This window comes from Xanthomonas sp. XNM01, from assembly GCF_014851915.1.
Taxonomy (GTDB): domain Bacteria; phylum Pseudomonadota; class Gammaproteobacteria; order Xanthomonadales; family Xanthomonadaceae; genus Pseudoxanthomonas.
Window position 1 is genome coordinate 1 of record NZ_JACVAP010000002.1, and the last position, 16,144, is coordinate 16,144.

Here is a 16,144-nt window from a genome sequence, read left to right on the forward strand (position 1 = left end):
CCCATGCCGCCTTCTCCGATCTGGCGGATCACACGGTATCGGCCGGGGCTGGCGGCGCTGATCTGCTCGCCTGCGGTCAGGGTGGGTGTCGTGTCGTCCGGAATCGTCGGCTGCCAGCCGGTCAGCAAGTGCTCGCTGGTCAGGGTTTCGGCCGCGTGGATCAGCCAGCGCGCCTCCTCGCGCAGGGCGGTGTCGTCGCCGCAACGATGTGCGAGAAAGGCCTCGCGCGCGTCGACGGACAGGGTCAGGGCTTCGAACGCCAGTGCCTTGGCGTCAAGGTAACGGTCGGTCACGGGCGACGGGCTGCTGGGGGCCAAGCGGCCAGTCTAGCGGCGCGCGGGTGGCTGCTGAGTCGCGGCCGTCGGCGCCACGATGCCGTTCAGCCCATCGTCGCCAGGTCGATCCCGTCCGCGGCGACCCGCAGCACAGAGCCCTGCTCGTACCAGTCGCCCAGCACGATGCGCTGGCACGTACGGCCGCCCACTTGCAGCGTGTGCACCGCCGGGCGATGGGTGTGACCGTGGATCAGCAGGTCGACGCCGAAGCGGGCCAGGGTCGCCTCGACCGTGGCCGGGGTGACGTCGGTGACGGTCTCGAACCGGCTGCGGTCGCCGGCCTTCATGTCCTGCTGGCGCGACTGGCTGGCCGCACGCGCCTTCTCGGCGAAGGCCAGCCGCGCTTCCAGCGGCTGGGCCAGGAAACCCTGCCGCCACGCGGGGGCACGGGTCTGCGCACGGAACGCCTGGTAGGCGGTGTCGTCGCTGCACAGCAGGTCGCCGTGCATCAGCAGCGCCGGGGTGCCGTACAGGGAGATCACCGCCGGGTCGGGCAGCAGCCGTGCGCCGGCGCGGCGGGCCCAGGCGTGGCCGAGCAGGAAGTCGCGGTTGCCGTGCTGGAAGAACACCGGCACGCCGGCATCGGCCAGCGGCCGCAGCGCCGCGGCGACCGCGTCGCCGGTCCCGGATGGCGCGTCGTCGCCGATCCAGGCTTCGAACAGGTCGCCGAGGATGTACAGCGCATCGGCCTGCGGGCCCTCGCGCTGCAGGAACTCCAGGAACAGGGCGGTGGCCGCCGGGCGCGACGGATCCAGGTGCAGGTCGGAAACGAACAGCGTGGTCATGGGCGCGATTGTAGGGCCGGGCGTCCGTGACGTCCGCCCGCAGGCGCCCGCGGTGTTCGGGAGCGGCCGGGCGCGGCGCGGTAGAATCGGCGGATTCTTCCGTGATCGATCCCCGGTTTCCCATGAGCTGCCGTACCCGCTTCGCCCCCAGTCCCACCGGCTATCTGCATATCGGTGGCGCCCGCACCGCGCTGTATTGCTGGCTGGAGGCCCGTCACCGCGGCGGCGAGTTCGTGCTGCGGATCGAGGACACCGACCGCGAGCGCAGCACCCAGGCGGCGATCGACGCGATCCTGGAGGCGATGGACTGGCTGGGTCTGGGCTACGACGAAGGCCCGGTCTACCAGACCGACCGCGTCGCCCGATACAAAGAGGTCGCCGAGCAGCTGCTCGCCGCCGGCAAGGCTTACTACGCGTACGAGACCAAGGACGAGCTGGACGCGATGCGCGAGGCGGCGATGGCTGCCAAGGAAAAGCCGCGCTACGACGGCCGCGCGCGCGACCAGGCGCTGCCGTACCGCGACGACCCGAACCGGGTGATCCGCTTCAGGAATCCGCTCGATGGCAGCGTGGTGTTCGACGACCTGATCAAGGGCCGCATCGAGATCGCCAACAGCGAGCTCGACGACATGGTGATCTTCCGTCCGGACGGTTACCCCACCTACAACTTCGCTGTCGTCGTCGACGACTGGGACATGGGCATCACCGAGGTCATCCGCGGCGACGACCACATCAACAACACCCCGCGCCAGATCAACATCTACGAAGCGCTGGGCGCGCCGGTGCCGAAGTTCGCGCACATGCCGATGATCCTGGACGAAGAGGGCGCCAAGCTCTCCAAGCGCACCGGCGCGGCCGACGTGATGCAGTACAAGGATGCCGGCTACCTGCCGCACGCGCTGATCAACTACCTGGCGCGGCTGGGCTGGTCGCATGGCGACCAGGAACTGTTCTCGCTGGACGAGCTGGTGGCGCTGTTCGACGTCAAGGACGTTAACTCCAAGGCCGCGCGCCTGGACATGGCCAAGCTCGGCTGGGTCAACCAGCATTACCTGAAGACCGACGCGCCCGAATCGATCGCCCCGCAGCTGGTGTACCAGCTGGAAAAGCTGGGCCTGGACCTGGCCGCCGGCCCGGCGCCTGCCGACGTGGTGGTCGCGCTGCGCGAGCGGGTGCAGACGCTGAAGGAAATGGCCGAGAAGGCGGTGGTCTGGTACCAGCCATTGACCGTGTACGACGACGCGGCCGTGGCCAAGCACCTGAAGGCCGGCGCCGACGCGCCGCTGGCGAAGTCGCGCGAACTGCTGGCCGCGCTGCCGGCGTGGACGGTCGAGGGCGTGTCGCAGGCGCTGCATGACGCCGCCGCCGCACTGGAGCTGGGCATGGGCAAGGTCGCGCAGCCGCTGCGCGTGGCCATCACCGGCACCCAGGTCAGCCCCGACATCTCGCAGACCGTCTACCTGGCCGGCCGCGACGAGGCCTTGAAACGCATCGATGCGGCGCTTATCAAGGTGGCAGCGGCCTGACCGAACGGAGTCCAGCGATGGCGAAGAAGCATGCCTGTACCGATCCGCACCACCACGTCGACGATGCCGACGCGTTCGTGCATGCGGTCGAGCGTGCCTGCACCGAGCGCGGCCTGCGGCTGACCCCGATCCGCGCCAACGTGCTGCGCCTGATCGCCGACGCCGGCAAGCCGGTCAAGGCCTACGAGCTGCTGGACAAGGTCCGCGAGGGCAAGGGCGCCGGTGCCGATGCGCCGCCGACCGTGTACCGCGCGCTGGACTTCCTGATGGCGAATGGTTTCGTGCACAAGCTCGAGTCGGTCAACGCCTTCGTCGCCTGCCACCACCCCAACAGCGCCCAGCATTCGGTGCCGTTCCTGATCTGCGACCGGTGCCACAGCGCGGTCGAGCTGGAGGACCGCGAGGTCGTCGCCCAGCTCGACGCCCGCGCCAAGGCGCTGGGCTTCCAGCCGCAGGCGCAGACGCTGGAAGTGCATGGGCTGTGTTCGCGGTGCGCGGCCGAGGCCGCCTGAACACGACACGGGTGCAGGGCGGGCGCTCTTCACCCGTACCTGCCGGCCATGCTGCTATCACCTGCGCAACCCGCAGCGAGGACAGGCAATGGAAACCAACGAGCTCTACCGGGGCCGCCTGATCGACCATCTGCAGCTGGTGGTGCGCGATCTGCCCGCCAGCCGGCGCTTCTACCAGGCGGTCTTCGACACGCTCGGCATTCCGCTGGCGGGCGAGGGTGATGACTACTTCTGGGCCGATGAACTGTTCGTCTCCACGCCGGGCAGCGCCGCGGCGATGGGCGAGCTGACCGGCCGTCATCATCTGGCGTTCCAGGCCCGCGACCGGGCGATGGTCGATGCCTTCCACGCTGCGGCGCTGGCCGCGGGCGGTCGCGACAACGGCGCACCGGGCGAGCGGCCGTATCACCCCGGTTACTACGGCGCGTTCGTGCTCGATCCGGACGGCAACAACATCGAGGCCGTGTACCACGGTGCATCGACGCAGAACGTGCCGGCGGTAAAGGTCACGTTCTGAGCGCCGCCGGTGCCGGCAGGGCCAGCATGGTGGTGAGCAGCAGTAGCGGCAGCACCGTCCAGGCCAGGCTGGCCGCGCCCAGGTGATCCAGCAGCATGCCACCGCAGAGGCCGCCGCCGGCGATCGCCAGGTTCCAGCCGGTGACCAGCATCGACTGGGCGAGGTCGGTCGAGGCGCCGCCACGCCGCGCCAGTGCGGTCTGCAGCAGGGTAGGAACGCGGCTGAAGAGGCCCCACAGGCCGATCGCCACGACCAAGTCCCATGCAGCGCGTGGCCACGGCGCCAGCGGCAGCGTGGCCAGCAGGAACAGCCCGATGCCGCTCAGCATCAACGGGCGGACGATGGACATGAAAAAGGCGGCGCCGTTGCCGGCGCCGCCCCATCCAGACTGGTCGAGGAGGGAGGAACTCAGAACCAGGCGCGGATGCCGAAGGCCACAGCGCGGCCCGGGAGCGGGGCGTAGTCGCGCAACAGCGAGGTGTGCGGACGCACCTCCTTGTCGCCGAGGTTGCTGCCGTCCAGGAACAGCTCCCAGGCGTTGCCGGTGGCACGCTCCCAGCGATACGCCAGATGCGCGTCGACCAGGGTGTAGCCCGGGCTGGCCTCTTCGTTCTGCGCGACCTTGTCCTGCGCGTCGTAGCGGACCGCACCGACCGAGGCACGGAAGCCGCCCAGCGTCCAGTTCAGGTCGGCGCCGACGCGGCTCGGCGCGATCCGCGGCAGGTAGCCGCTGTTGGCCAGCTCGACGCTGTAGTTGTGCACATGGTCGCCGTGCGGCACGGCGAAGGCGACCTCGCGGCTGCCGCCACCGTCCAGCTTCGCCCTGACGGTGTCGGCGAACATGCGCAGGTCCCAGCCGCCGCTGGCGTTGTCGGCCAGGTGCAGCACGGCCTCGGCCTCGGCACCGGTGAAGGTGGCGTCGGCCTGGGTCCACAGGCGCACGGGCGTGTCGTGCTCGACCACGCCGGTGTCGGCCAGGTAGATGAAGTCGTCGAAGCGGCTCTGGTACAGCGACAGCTTCACGTCCAGCCAGCTGTTGTGCGCATGCAGGCCGATCTCGGCACGCAGCGCGCGCTCGGTCTCCAGGTCGACGTCGCCGATCTCGATCGAGCGCGTGGCCACGTGCATGCCGCCGGCGTACAGCTCTTCCTGGGTCGGCGCGCGTTCGCTGCGGTCCAGGCCGAAGCGCAGGTCGAAGGCGTCGTTCAACTGCCAGATCGCCGCGGCCGACAGGCTGCTGGCATCGAAGGAGCGGGCCGGGTAGCCGCCGGCCGGGTCCAGTTCGACCCGGTCATGGCGCGCGCCCAGTTCCAGCTTCACCGGGCCGAAGTGCTTTTCCTGCAGCACGAACAGGCCCCAGCTGTCGGTGACGGTGGCCGGCACGAACGCTTCCTCGCCGACCGCGCCGAAGTCCACGCGGCCCAGCTGCAGGCCGAACGCGCCGTTCCAGCCGGCGATCTCCTGCTGCACCGCCTCCAGGCGCGCCTCGTAGCCTTCGCTGGTGAAGCGCGTGCCGACCTCGTCGCCTTCCAGCTCGACGTGCTCGTAGTCGTTGTAGCCGGCGCGCAGGTTGATGTTCTTCAGGAACGACAGCGGCTCGTTGAGGCCTGCCTTCAGGTCGAAGCGGTTCTGGACCAGGTCCACGCGCACGCTGCCGTGCCCGCCTTCTTCCTCGTGATCGTGGTCGTGGTCGTCGTGCCCGTGATCGTGGCCGTCCTCGCCGTGCACGTGGGCACCATCGGGGATGCCGTAGTTGGTGCGGTAGGTGCTGGCCGACAGGCCGAAGTAGCCGCGCTCGCCCAGCCAGGTCGCGCCGACCGCGCCGGCGCGGGTCTTGATCCGGCTGTTGGCCAGGGTGCCGGCGATGTCCTCGTCGGCGTGCTCGTCATGGTCGTGATCGTGGTCATGATCGTCGTGTCCGGCGCTGGCCAGGCCGGGGATGTCGTAATCCTTGGTGTCGCGGACCAGGCCGTCGACGTGCAGCACGAGGTTGTCGCCGCTGACGCCTTCGAGTCGGAACATGCCGGTGCGTTCGTCGTTGACGCTGTTGCCGCGGACTTCCGCGCGGCCGCTGAGCGGGCGGTCGGGAACGTCGCGGGCGATGCGGCCGTCGGCCACGTTGACCGCGCCGCCGATCGCGCCGCTGCCGAACAGCAGCGTCGCCGGGCCCTTCAGCACTTCGATCTGGTCGGCCAGGAACGGCTCGATGCTCGCGGCATGGTCGGCGCTGACGGTGGAGGCATCCATGCTGCCGATGCCGTTGGACAGCACCTGCACGCGTGGGCCGTCGAGGCCGCGCAGGATCGGGCGGCCGACGCCGGGGCCGAAGTAGGTGGTCTGCACGCCGGGCAGCTTGGCCACGGTTTCGCCCAGGGTGCCGGCCTTGGCGGCATCGAGCGCGTCGCCGGCCAGCACCTCGACCGGGCGTGCGAGCGACTCGGCATCGCCGGCCAGCGGCGAGGCGGTCACCTGGACGGCGGACAGCTCGGTCGGTTCATGCGCCAGTGCCGCGAACGGCAGGCCGAGGCCCAGGGCGAGTGCGATGGCCAGGCGGCTGGGGGCGGGGCGGGGAAGGGAAACGGACATTCAGAAGCGCCGTGGAGGATGAGGACGGTCTGAATGTTATAAAATATCGACGTTACAATGTATCCCCCAGAAGTCATAATGCACGCCATGGACCACTCCCACCCGCCCAGAAACCTGCTGGACCGCTTCGGCGCGACCGGGTCGCTGCTGTGCGCCGTCCACTGCGCGCTGACGCCGCTGCTGCTGGCGGCGCTGCCTTCGCTTGGTCTGTCGCTGTGGTTCAACGACAGCGTCGAACAGGTGCTGGTGGTGTTCGTGACCCTGCTGGCGCTGTTCAGCCTGGGCTGGAGCTACCGCCGCCATCGCACCCTGCGCGCGCTGGGCGTGCTGGTGCCCGGCCTGCTCGCGCTGTGGGCCGGCCTGCTGTATGCGCCGCTGCACGAGTCGGTGATCCCGCATGCGGTGGCGATGACCTTCGGCGGCACCATGGTCGGCCTGGCGCATCTGCTGAACCTGCGGCTGAACCATGGCCACATTCACGATGCCAGCTGCGCGCACTGAGGGCGCGTGCTAGGCTTCCCGGCCTGTTGTGCGGAATTGGCCGCACGGGTTCAACGGAATCAAGGAGTTAAGTATGGGCAAGGGTGACCGTAAGACCGCCAAGGGCAAGCGCTTCAACGCCAGCTATGGCAACTCGCGCAGCCGTGGTCTGACCCGCGCCGCTGTCGGTGCCGATGCACCGGCTGCGAAGAAGACCGCATCCAAGCCGGCGGCCAAGAAGGCCGTGACCAAGAAGGCCGTCGCCAAGGCTGGCTGATCCAGCTGCCGGCAACGGACGAAAGAACGCGGCGCCCGGCGCCGCGTTTTTTTTTGCGCGGCCGTCCGGCCGTGCCGATCATCCGGCCAGCCGGCGGCCACTGCTCCAGCTTGCGGTGAGTGGCTGGCCGCCCAGCCAGTAGGCCAGTCCGGCCGGCTGCGGCAGATCCCACAGCGCGAAGTCGGCACGCTGGCCCACGATCAGCCGGCCGCGGTCATGCAGGCCGAGCGCCGCCGCCGCATGCAGCGTGGCGCCACGCAGGGCCTCCTCCGGCGTCAACCGGAAGTGGGTGCACGCCAGCGACATCGCCAGGCGCAGCGACAGCAAGGGCGAGGTGCCGGGGTTGCAGTCGGTGGCGACCGCCATCGGTACCCCGTGCGCACGGAATGCGTCCAGCGGCGGCCGCTGCGTTTCGCGCAGCACGTGGAAGGCGCCAGGCAGCAGCACCGCGACGGTGCCGGCGGCGGCCATCGCCTGCACGCCGTCTTCGGGCGTGTGCTCCACGTGGTCGGCGGACAGGCCCGCATAGCCGGCCACCAGCGCCGCGCCGCCACCGTCGCTGAGCTGGTCGGCATGCAGCTTCACCGGCAGGCCGAGGGCACGCGCGGCGTCGAACACGCGACGGGTCTGCCCGGCGCTGAAGGCGATGCGCTCGCAGAACGCATCCACCGCATCGACCAGACCCTCGGCATGCAGTTGCGGCAGCCAGGTGCAGACCGCATCGATGTAGGCGTCGGCACGGCCGGCGAACTCCGGTGGCAGCGCGTGCGCGCCGAGGAACGTGGTACGCACGGTGATGCCCAGTGCCTGGCCGATGCGCCGGGCCACGCGCAGCATCCGCCGTTCGCTGTCCAGATCCAGACCGTAGCCGGACTTGATCTCCAGCGTGGTCACGCCATCGGCGACCAGTGCGCGCGCGCGCGGCAACGCCGACGCCAGCAGCGCCTCCTCATCGGCGGCGCGGGTGGCGCGCACGCTGGAAACGATGCCGCCACCGGCGCGCGCGATGTCCTCGTAACTGGCGCCCTGCAGGCGCTGCTCGAACTCGCCGGCGCGGTCGCCGCCGAACACCAGGTGGGTATGGCAGTCGATCAGGCCCGGCGTGACCAGGCCGCGGGCTTCCACGACCTCGGCTGCCAGCGCATCCGGCGACGCGGGCAGCGAGGCGCGCGTGCCGACATGCACCAGCATCCCGTCCCGCCAGCCCAGCGCACCTTCTTCGATCAGCCCGTAGCCGTCGGCCTGCGCGAGGCTGACCAGCGTCGGGCCCAGCAGCAGCCCGTCCCAGCGCTCAGCCACCCTGCAGGTCCTTGCCGATGCCGGCCGCCTGCGCCGCCTTCTCGGCCTCCTCGCGTTTCTTCTTCTTGACCTGGGTGGCGAGCAGCACGGTGAAGACCGTGGTCATGCCGCCGAACACGGCGACCAGGGCGGCGAAGATGGCAACCGACGAGGAGTCCATGGGATGTTCCGTTTCCGAAGAAACGCTAGCCTACCGCACTCGTTCACGGAGCCGCCCGCGATGCATGACCCCAGCGCCCCTCTGGTCGACCCGATCCAGCGCACGCCGGCCGGCTGGCGCCTGCCCGGCATCCCGAACCTGCATTCGCACGCATTCCAGCGGGCGATGGCGGGGCTGGCGGAGCGCCAGAGCCATCCGCAGGATTCGTTCTGGACCTGGCGCGAGACCATGTACCGGATCGCCGCGCGCTTCGATCCCGACCTGCTGCAGGCGGTGGCCGAGCAGTTGTACGTGGAGATGCTGGAAGCCGGCTACACCACGGTCTGCGAGTTCCACTACCTGCACCATGCGCCGGATGGCCGGGCGTATGCCGATCCCACGGCGATGTCGCAGGCGCTGATCGCCGCCGCGCGCCGTACCGGCATCCGCCTGACCCTGCTGCCGGTGCTGTACATGACCGGCGGTTTCGACCGGCGTCCGCTGTCTGAGCGGCAGCGCCGCTTCGGCCATGACGTCGACGGCTTCCTGCGTCTGGTCGCATCGCTGCGCGCACACGAGGACGAGCGCCTGCGGATCGGCGTGGCCCTGCACAGCCTGCGCGCGGTGCCGCCGGAGGCGATGAGCGAGGTGGTTGCCGCGCTGCCGGCCGACATGCCGCTGCACATCCACATCGCCGAGCAGATCGGCGAAGTCCAGGACTGCCTGGCGGTGCGCGATGCGCGCCCGGTCGAGTGGCTGCTGGACAACGCGCCGGTCGACGCGCGCTGGACCCTGGTGCATGCGACCCATCTGACCGCGGCCGAGACCAGCGGCATCGCCCGCAGCGGCGCGACCGTGGCGATCTGCCCGACCACCGAGGCCAACCTCGGCGACGGCCTGTTCCCGCTGCGCGATTACCTCGATGCCGGTGGCGCCTGGGGCGTCGGCTCGGATTCGCAGATCTCGGTGTCGCCGGTCGAGGAACTGCGCTGGCTCGAGTACGGTCAGCGCCTGCATACCCGCCACCGCAACATCGCGGTGCGCGCCGACAGCCCCAGCGTCGGCGACACCCTGCTGCAGGGCGCGCTGGCCAGTGGCGCGCGTGCGACCGGCCAGGCGGTCGGCTCGCTTCGCGGCGACATGGCCGACAGCCTGCTGCTGGATGCCGACGCGCCGCTGCTGGTCGGTGCGCACGCTGGCGATCTGGCCGACCGTTGGATCTTCTCCGGCAACCGACCGCTGCTGCGCGAGGTGCATGTCGGCGGCCGGCAGGTGGTCGCCGGGGGCCGCCATGCCGAAGCCGGCCCGATCGCCGCGGCCTACGCGGTGGCCATGCGGCGGCTGCTGGCCGAGGTCTGACCGCGCACCGGCACCTGCGTGGCGCGGCTGCCAACGTGCGGCCGTGCCTGGTTGCGGCATCGGTCGATCGCCGTGGCTGCCGCCGCCGGCAACGGCGGGCATCACTGCAGGGGATCGGGCGTTGATGCGGCCCGCCACCAGCGCCAACCGCATGGCGGGCAGCGGCAGCATCGCCGTGGCCGTACTGGCGCAGCGCTGCCGCCGGTCACCGCCAGCCAGCATTCGTCGCGGCCGGAGCGGCGTTCGTCGCAGGCGCCAGCGGCTGGCGTCCCGACGCGGCAGCCTGCACGCTCAACGCCAAGGAGCACGACCATGAAGACCCGCTTCGCCGCCAGCCTGGTTCTCGCCGCCGTCGCCGGCACCGCGGGTGCCGCACCGCTGACCGATGCCACGCTCGAGGCGCTGGTCCAGCAGCGGCTGCAGGGCGACCGCACCGGCGCGTGCATGGCCGTGGCGGTGATCGAGCAGGGCCGGGTGGCACGCAGCTACAGCTGCGCCGATGCCGCTGCACGCGAGCGCATCGGCCCCGACCGGGCCTTCGAGATCGGCTCGGTCAGCAAGACGATGACCGCGGCCCTGCTGGCAGAGATGATCGACCAGGGCAAGGGCGCGCTGGACGATCCGCTGGCCGACTGGCTGCCGCCGGGCACGACGCTGCCCGCGTTCGACGGTCAGCCGATCCTGCTGCGGCACGTGGTCACCCACACCTCCGGCCTGCCGGCCCTGCCGTCGCGGCTGGGTGCGACCTCGATGGATGATCCGTATGCCAACCTCGATGCCGAGGCGCTGCTGGCCTCGCTCGGCGATGTGACGCTGACGCGCGCGCCGGGCAGCCGGTTCGAGTATTCGAACTTCGCCTCGATGGTGCTGTCGTATGCGGTCGCGCGCCGTGCCGGCAGCGATCTCGAGGCACTGCTGCGCAAGCAGCTGTTCGCGCCGCTCGACATGCAGCACGCCTACGTGAACCAGGCGCCGGCCGGCGTCCGTGCCGCCCAGGGGCATGCGCCGAACCGGCAGCCGGTGCCGGCGTGGCGCTTCGCCACCGATCTGGCCGGCGTCGGCGGCGTGCGGGCCACGCTCGACGACATGGTCGGCTACGTCCGCGGCCAGCTCGGCGGTGCGCCGGAACCGCTGGCCGCGGCGATCGCGCTGAGCCAGCAGCCGGTGTCGCAGCAGCCGGCGATGGCGATGAACTGGATGCTGGTGCCCGTCGCAGGCCGCACCGTGCTGATGCACGAGGGCGGCACCGGTGGATTCTCCTCGTTCGTGTCGGTCGATCCACAGCGCCAGCGCGGCGTGGTGATCCTGTCCGACACCACGTGGAATTCGATCGGCGGCCTGGGCAGCCTCGGCCTGCATCTGGTCGACGCCTCGCTCCCGCTGGGCAAGCCGCGCCATCCCGTGTCGGCGCCGACAGACCTGTTGCAGGCGCTGGCCGGCGACTACCAGCTGCAGGGCGCGATGGCGATGACGTTGCGGGTCCGCGACGGCGCGCTGTTCGCGCAGGCGGATGGGCAGCCGGAGTTCGCGCTTGCCTACGACGATGCCGGCGATTTCCATCCGCTGCAGCTCGACGCGATCCTGCGTCCGCAGCGCAAGGCCGACGGCAGCTACGTGTTCGCCTGGCACCAGATGGGCGCGGTGATGCCGGCGACACGTCTCGATGCGGCCAGGCCGGCCGCGCCGGCGCCCGATGCCGCGGCGCTGCAGGCCTACGCCGGCGAGTACCCGCTGATGCCGGGCTTCGTGCTCAGCGTGCGCGAGCAGGGCGGCGTGCTGCAGGCGCAGGCGACCGGACAGGGCGCGTTCCCGCTGACCGCCAGCGGTGCCGACACCTTCGAGGCGCCCGCGTTCGGGATCGAACTGCGCTTCGCGCGCGACGCGGCCGGCAACGTGCAGTCGCTGGAACTGCACCAGGGCGGCCAGGTACTGCGTGGAGCGCGGCAGCGGTGAGGGCGGTGTCCGCGCTGCGCCCGGTCTCGCCCGATGCATGCGTCTCCGCATGCGACCGCCGATCGATGAGCGCATCGATGCAACGCCGTTCCCGTCACGACCCGTTTCCGCGCCTGCCGGCGCCGCGCACCGAAGATGCCCGGCTGGCGACGCGGCTGCGCCTGGGCTCGCTGTCTGCCGGCGGCGCAGCGCCCGCGTTCGCGCGGCGGGCGCGCGTGGCCGGCCTGCCGTGTGTGTCGATCGCGATGCACGCTCACGACCTGACGGAGACGAACCGTGGCTGACCACCCGCATCAGGCAGCGGATTATCCGCTGCACCAGCAGCTGCCGCCCGAAGTCCTGCTCGGCGGCAGCATGCCGTGGAGCCGCTACCGCCAGTACCCGGTCTTCAGCCTGCGCTGGCTGATCGGGCGCAGCCTGGTGTTCTGCAGCATCATCGCGCTCGTTGCGGCCCTGATCGGCGCCGGCAGCGGGCTCAGCGTGCGCGACGTCGGCGTCGGCCTGAAGATCGGCCTGATCCAGTTCGTCGCGTTCAGCCTGATGGCCACGACCGGGCCGGCCCTGGCGACGGCGGTGCGCTATCGGCGCTGGCCCGGGCACATCGAGCGCAAGGCGGTGGTGGCGGCGGTACTGGTCGGCATCGTCGCCAGCTTCTTCGCCGACCGGATCGCATCGGCCTACATCTCCAGCCTGATCCTGCCGGGCCTGTCCGAGATGGGCATGGTGCCGAAGCCGCCGGAGCTGGGCGCATTGGCGAAGGCGCTGACGCTGGCGGTGAACCTGGTCGCGCTGATCGTCATCTACGGCCTGTTCGGCGGCGGCCTGGCGCTGCGCGCGTACTTCAGCGAGCGCGCCCGCTGGCACGCGCACCGGCATGGCCAGGAACTGGCGGCCGTGCGGCAACAGGCGCGCGATGCCGACCTGCGGTTGGGCGTGCTGCAGGCCCAGGTCGAGCCGCACTTCCTGTTCAACACCCTGGCTTCGGTGCGCGCGCTGGTGCGGCGCGATCCGGCGCAGGCGGAGAAGACGCTGGATGCGCTGGTCGAGTTCCTGCGTGCGACGATCCCGCGCCTGCGCGAAGGCGAGGGCGATGCCGCCCTGCATTCGACCCTGGGCGAACAGCTGGACCTGTGTGCGCGCTACCTGGCGCTGATGGAGGTGCGCATGGGCGGGCGCCTGCACTGGAGCGTGCAGGCGGACGCACGCCTGCGGGCGCAGCCGTTTCCGCCGTCGCTGCTGATCACCCTGGTGGAGAATGCGATCAAGCACGGGATCGAGCCGCAGCCCGGCGCCGGGCACGTCGATCTGCTGGTCGCCGCGGAGGACGCGCGCCTGCGGGTGGACGTGGTGGACGATGGCGCCGGCCTCAAGCCGGGCCTGGGCAGCGGCATGGGCCTGGCCAATGTGCGCGAGCAGTTGGCGCAGCGCTTCGGTGCGCGTGCGTCGCTGAGCCTGCAGCCGCGTGCCGGCCGCGGTGTGGTCGCGCGGATCGAGCTGCCGCTCGCCGCGGACGACGGCGACGCCGCGGAGAAGCAAGGATGAGCATCGAAACGACGCCGACGGTCACCTGCCTGGTGGCCGAGGACGAGGCGCCGCAGCGCGCCGAACTGCTGGATCTGCTGGCCGACGCCTGGCCGGAGCTGGAGGTCGTGGCCGCCTGCGAGGACGGACTGTCCGCCATCGATGCCTTGCGCACGCATCGCCCGCAAGTGGCGTTCCTCGACATCCGCATGCCGGGCGTCGGTGGGCTGGATGTCGCACGGGAGGCGGTCGCGCAGGGCGCGCTGGTGGTGTTCACCACCGCCTACGACGATTACGCGCTGCGCGCCTTCGATGCCGGTGCCGCCGACTACCTGCTCAAGCCGGTGCGCCGGGACCGGCTGCAGCAGGCGGTGGAGCGGCTGCGCGCACGCCTGGCCGATGCATCGCGCCCGGACCTGCGTGCGCTGGTCGACGATCTCGAACAGCGCCTGCGCCCCCGCGGCGACCGGCTGATCCGCTGGATCAGCGCCAGCGTCGGCGACAGCGTGCGCATGATCGGTATCGACGAGGTGCTGTACTTCCAGGCGCAGGAAAAGTACGTGCGGGTGGTCACCGCCGACGACGAGGCGATCATCCGCACGCCGCTGAAGGAACTGCTGGCTGGACTCGATCCGGACGTGTTCTGGCAGGTCCAGCGTGGCGTGGTGGTGCGCGTGGCGGCGATCGAGCGCCTGCGTCGCAACGACCTGGGCCGGCATGCGCTGCACCTGAAAGGCCGCGATGAGGCGCTGCCGGTCAGCGGTGCCTTCCTGCATCGCTTCAAGGGCATGTAGGGCAGCGGACACGCGCCCGGTCGGTGCGCCGCATGCCCTTGCAGGCAAGTGGTGGCGGCTGTCGCACGCACTGAGGCATCGGTTGCGTTGAAGCCGGCACGGTCGCGTGCACGTCCACGTCGAAGGGTGCGCGACCGGCGCGAAGGCCGCGACGCTGCCCAGGTGATCGCTTCAGGCCTGCTGCCATGTTCGGCAGCGCATTGGCCGCCACCAAGCGATGGCAGGCACGGATGAGGCCGCGCCATCCCGACAGCGTCAGCTGGAGCGCCGACTCCGCGCTCTGCTGCAGCGCGCCGATCGAGTCCACCGTCATGGTCGTCGACGGATCGGCCGGCAGGGATCACTGCCGGCCGCAGGCAACCCCGTCAGCGATGGAATGCCGGGTGACGCGCGGAGTGCGCTGCTCCAGGCCCGGTGCAGCTTTGCCAGCCAGCGCGCACGGTCGCCGCTCAGCGGCGACCGTGGTGAAGAGGCCACTTGGCGGCCTCTGGCCCCTCAGAACAGCAGCGAGGCCATCTTCCTGCGGTACTGGCCGACCAGATCCTCGTCCTCGACGATGCGGAACGCGTCGATCAGCGCCTTCTTCGGCAGGCCGTCCTCGAACGTGCGGTCGCGGCGCAGCAGCTCGATCAGGTGCTCCAGGCCGGCCGCGGCATCGCCGCCGACGATGTGGTGCACGGCCAGCAGATGGCGGGCGCGCAGGTCGCCTGCATCGACGGCGAGCGCCTGTTCCAGCGCGGCCGGCGCCGGCGCGTCCTTCAGCAGCGCGGCGAAGCCCAGGCGTGCGCGGGCGCGCACCGCGCGGTCGTCGGTAGCCAGGTTGGCCGGCAGCGCGTCGAGCAGCTGCTCGGCTTCGGCGGTGTCGCCGGTGCGCAGCAGGGCCAGGGCGAGGTCGAGCTTCAGCTCGTCCTTGTCCGGTTCGGCGGCAATGGCCTCGCGCAGGCGTGCGGCCTCCTGCTGCGGATCCAGCGGCGCGGCGTCCGTCTCGACCGCTTCGTCGGCCGGTGCCGCCGGCTCCACCCCGTGCTGGGTCAGGAACTGGCGCAGCTGGCCTTCCGGCAGCGCGCCCTGGAACGCATCGACCGGCTGGCCGCCGATCAGCAGGAACACGGTCGGCACCGAGCGGATCTGGAACGCCGCCGCGATCTGCTGCTCCTTGTCCACGTCGACCTTGGCCAGGATGAACGCGCCGTTGTAGTCGGCGGCGAGCTTCTCCAGCAGCGGAGTCAGCGATTTGCACGGGCCGCACCAGGTCGCCCAGAAGTCGACCAGTACCGGTGTCTGCATCGACTGCTGCAGGACCTCGGTCTCGAAGGTGGCGGTGGTGACATCGATGACGTGGGGAAGTTCGCTCATTGATCAGGCCGGTTCCGTGTGTGGCGTGGAGATGGTGACTGCAGGCGGAGGATACAAGTTGATGTAAAGAATAGTTGACATCGCTTGAGACGTAAGTAAAGTTCTTTTTACATTTCGTCTGGAGAAGTTGACATGGGGATGCTGCAGCGCGGTGGCCCTCCGAAGCCGACCCATCCGCTCATCCTGCGGGCAGGCGACGGACGCCCTGCATGCGCCACGGGGCGGATGCACGGCCGGGGTGCGGCATGAACGCGCGTCCGCTGCCGTTCGCGATGAGCAAGCAGGAGGCGTTGAGCTGGCTCGCGCTGGCGCTGTGCGGCATCGGCAGCGTGTATCTGGCGCTGCGCCTGTTCACCGGTGATGGCGCCGGCGTCGACGGCGATACCGCGCGCCATGCCAGCCGCGGCCTGATCGTCTTCGTCGTGGCCTGGCTGCTGCTCCGGCGGCGCGATACGACGCCGCTCGCGGACGAGCGCGACCGGGCGATCGCGGCCCGGCGCATGCAGGCGGGCTACATGGCGCTGCTCCTGATGCTGCTGGTCGGGGCCACACTGCTCGGTCTGGACGGCTGGCGCGATGCGATCGCATCGCGTCCGGCGGCATGGCTTGAGAGCATGGTGATGCTGATGCTGCTGGCATCGCTGACCGTGCATTCGGCGGTCGGCGTCTGGCATTACGTGAGGGATCGTGTATGACGCTGCGTGG

At 70.6% G+C, this 16,144-nt stretch carries 18 protein-coding genes; 11 read left to right on the forward strand and 7 right to left on the reverse strand.

Going from position 1 to position 16,144, the window contains the following annotated elements; translation table 11 throughout:
* A partial coding sequence (locus tag IB242_RS07585) for a hypothetical protein (RefSeq protein ID WP_192277817.1) occupies positions 1-293 on the reverse strand: 293 nt, incomplete at its 3' end.
* An 86-nt stretch (positions 294-379) separates the two neighbouring features.
* The gene (gene lpxH, locus IB242_RS07590; RefSeq protein WP_192277819.1) at positions 380-1,120 is read right to left on the reverse strand and encodes a UDP-2,3-diacylglucosamine diphosphatase; all 741 of its coding nucleotides are present in this window, start codon (positions 1,118-1,120) and stop codon (positions 380-382) included.
* Between the two features lie 122 nt (positions 1,121-1,242).
* On the opposite strand from lpxH, the gene gltX reads away from it, so the two are divergent.
* The 3 genes from gltX to IB242_RS07605 all read left to right on the forward strand — a co-directional run bounded on the left by gltX (position 1,243) and on the right by IB242_RS07605 (position 3,675).
* Entirely contained in the window at positions 1,243-2,646 is a 1,404-nt protein-coding gene (gene gltX, locus IB242_RS07595) for a glutamate--tRNA ligase (RefSeq protein WP_192277821.1), read from the forward strand.
* Positions 2,643-3,158 (forward strand): transcriptional repressor, encoded by a 516-nt coding sequence (locus tag IB242_RS07600; RefSeq protein WP_192279203.1) that lies wholly within the window; start codon positions 2,643-2,645, stop codon positions 3,156-3,158. Before gltX ends, IB242_RS07600 begins: the two co-directional genes overlap by 4 nt.
* 88 nt (positions 3,159-3,246) lie before the next feature.
* Positions 3,247-3,675, forward strand: a complete 429-nt coding sequence (locus IB242_RS07605; protein ID WP_192277823.1) for a VOC family protein — start codon at positions 3,247-3,249, stop codon at positions 3,673-3,675.
* Here the strand turns inward: IB242_RS07605 and IB242_RS07610 are convergent.
* Both IB242_RS07610 and IB242_RS07615 read right to left on the reverse strand, forming a co-directional pair.
* On the reverse strand, positions 3,665-4,024 hold the full coding sequence (locus IB242_RS07610) for a hypothetical protein (RefSeq protein ID WP_225540334.1): 360 nt from the start codon (positions 4,022-4,024) through the stop codon (positions 3,665-3,667). The genes IB242_RS07605 and IB242_RS07610 overlap by 11 nt on opposite strands.
* A 59-nt stretch (positions 4,025-4,083) precedes the next feature.
* Entirely contained in the window at positions 4,084-6,261 is a 2,178-nt protein-coding gene (locus IB242_RS07615; RefSeq protein WP_192277825.1) for a TonB-dependent receptor, read from the reverse strand.
* Positions 6,262-6,348: 87 nt separating this feature from the next.
* Here IB242_RS07615 and IB242_RS07620 point away from each other — a divergent pair, with 87 nt between their 5' ends.
* Positions 6,349-6,762, forward strand: a complete 414-nt coding sequence (locus IB242_RS07620) for a MerC domain-containing protein (RefSeq protein WP_192277827.1) — start codon at positions 6,349-6,351, stop codon at positions 6,760-6,762.
* A 73-nt stretch (positions 6,763-6,835) separates the two neighbouring features.
* On the forward strand, positions 6,836-7,018 hold the full coding sequence (locus IB242_RS07625; RefSeq protein ID WP_192277829.1) for a 30S ribosomal protein THX: 183 nt from the start codon (positions 6,836-6,838) through the stop codon (positions 7,016-7,018).
* Between the two features lie 78 nt (positions 7,019-7,096).
* Here the strand turns inward: IB242_RS07625 and hutI are convergent, their stop codons facing one another.
* Together hutI and IB242_RS07635 are read right to left on the reverse strand one after the other, a co-directional pair.
* Positions 7,097-8,317, reverse strand: coding sequence for an imidazolonepropionase (gene hutI, locus IB242_RS07630; RefSeq protein ID WP_192277831.1), 1,221 nt, complete (start codon positions 8,315-8,317; stop codon positions 7,097-7,099).
* The gene (locus IB242_RS07635; protein ID WP_192277833.1) at positions 8,310-8,477 is read right to left on the reverse strand and encodes a hypothetical protein; all 168 of its coding nucleotides are present in this window, start codon (positions 8,475-8,477) and stop codon (positions 8,310-8,312) included. Before IB242_RS07635 ends, hutI begins: the two co-directional genes overlap by 8 nt.
* A 60-nt stretch (positions 8,478-8,537) precedes the next feature.
* On the opposite strand from IB242_RS07635, the gene IB242_RS07640 reads away from it, so the two are divergent.
* From IB242_RS07640 to IB242_RS07660, 5 genes are all read left to right on the forward strand, one after another.
* Positions 8,538-9,815, forward strand: coding sequence for a formimidoylglutamate deiminase (locus tag IB242_RS07640; protein ID WP_225540336.1), 1,278 nt, complete (start codon positions 8,538-8,540; stop codon positions 9,813-9,815).
* A gap of 312 nt (positions 9,816-10,127) precedes the next feature.
* Positions 10,128-11,768 carry a serine hydrolase domain-containing protein gene (locus tag IB242_RS07645; RefSeq protein WP_192277837.1) on the forward strand — a complete coding sequence of 547 codons (1,641 nt, stop codon included), beginning with the start codon at positions 10,128-10,130 and terminating at the stop codon, positions 11,766-11,768.
* Positions 11,769-11,845: 77 nt separating this feature from the next.
* Positions 11,846-12,052 carry a hypothetical protein gene (locus tag IB242_RS07650; protein ID WP_192277839.1) on the forward strand — a complete coding sequence of 69 codons (207 nt, stop codon included), beginning with the start codon at positions 11,846-11,848 and terminating at the stop codon, positions 12,050-12,052.
* Positions 12,045-13,310 (forward strand): histidine kinase, encoded by a 1,266-nt coding sequence (locus IB242_RS07655; protein ID WP_343237108.1) that lies wholly within the window; start codon positions 12,045-12,047, stop codon positions 13,308-13,310. The genes IB242_RS07650 and IB242_RS07655 overlap by 8 nt, the downstream gene beginning before the upstream one ends.
* Positions 13,307-14,083: a LytTR family DNA-binding domain-containing protein gene (locus IB242_RS07660; protein WP_192277841.1), complete on the forward strand. Its 777-nt coding sequence runs from the start codon at positions 13,307-13,309 to the stop codon at positions 14,081-14,083. The genes IB242_RS07655 and IB242_RS07660 overlap by 4 nt, the downstream gene beginning before the upstream one ends.
* Before the next feature lie 495 nt (positions 14,084-14,578).
* Here IB242_RS07660 and trxA read toward each other — a convergent pair whose 3' ends face one another.
* Positions 14,579-15,439 (reverse strand): thioredoxin, encoded by an 861-nt coding sequence (trxA, locus tag IB242_RS07665; protein WP_192277842.1) that lies wholly within the window; start codon positions 15,437-15,439, stop codon positions 14,579-14,581.
* Positions 15,440-15,684: 245 nt separating this feature from the next.
* Here trxA and IB242_RS07670 point away from each other — a divergent pair, with 245 nt between their 5' ends.
* Positions 15,685-16,134: a hypothetical protein gene (locus IB242_RS07670; RefSeq protein ID WP_192277844.1), complete on the forward strand. Its 450-nt coding sequence runs from the start codon at positions 15,685-15,687 to the stop codon at positions 16,132-16,134.
* The last annotated feature ends 10 nt before the right edge of the window (positions 16,135-16,144 follow it).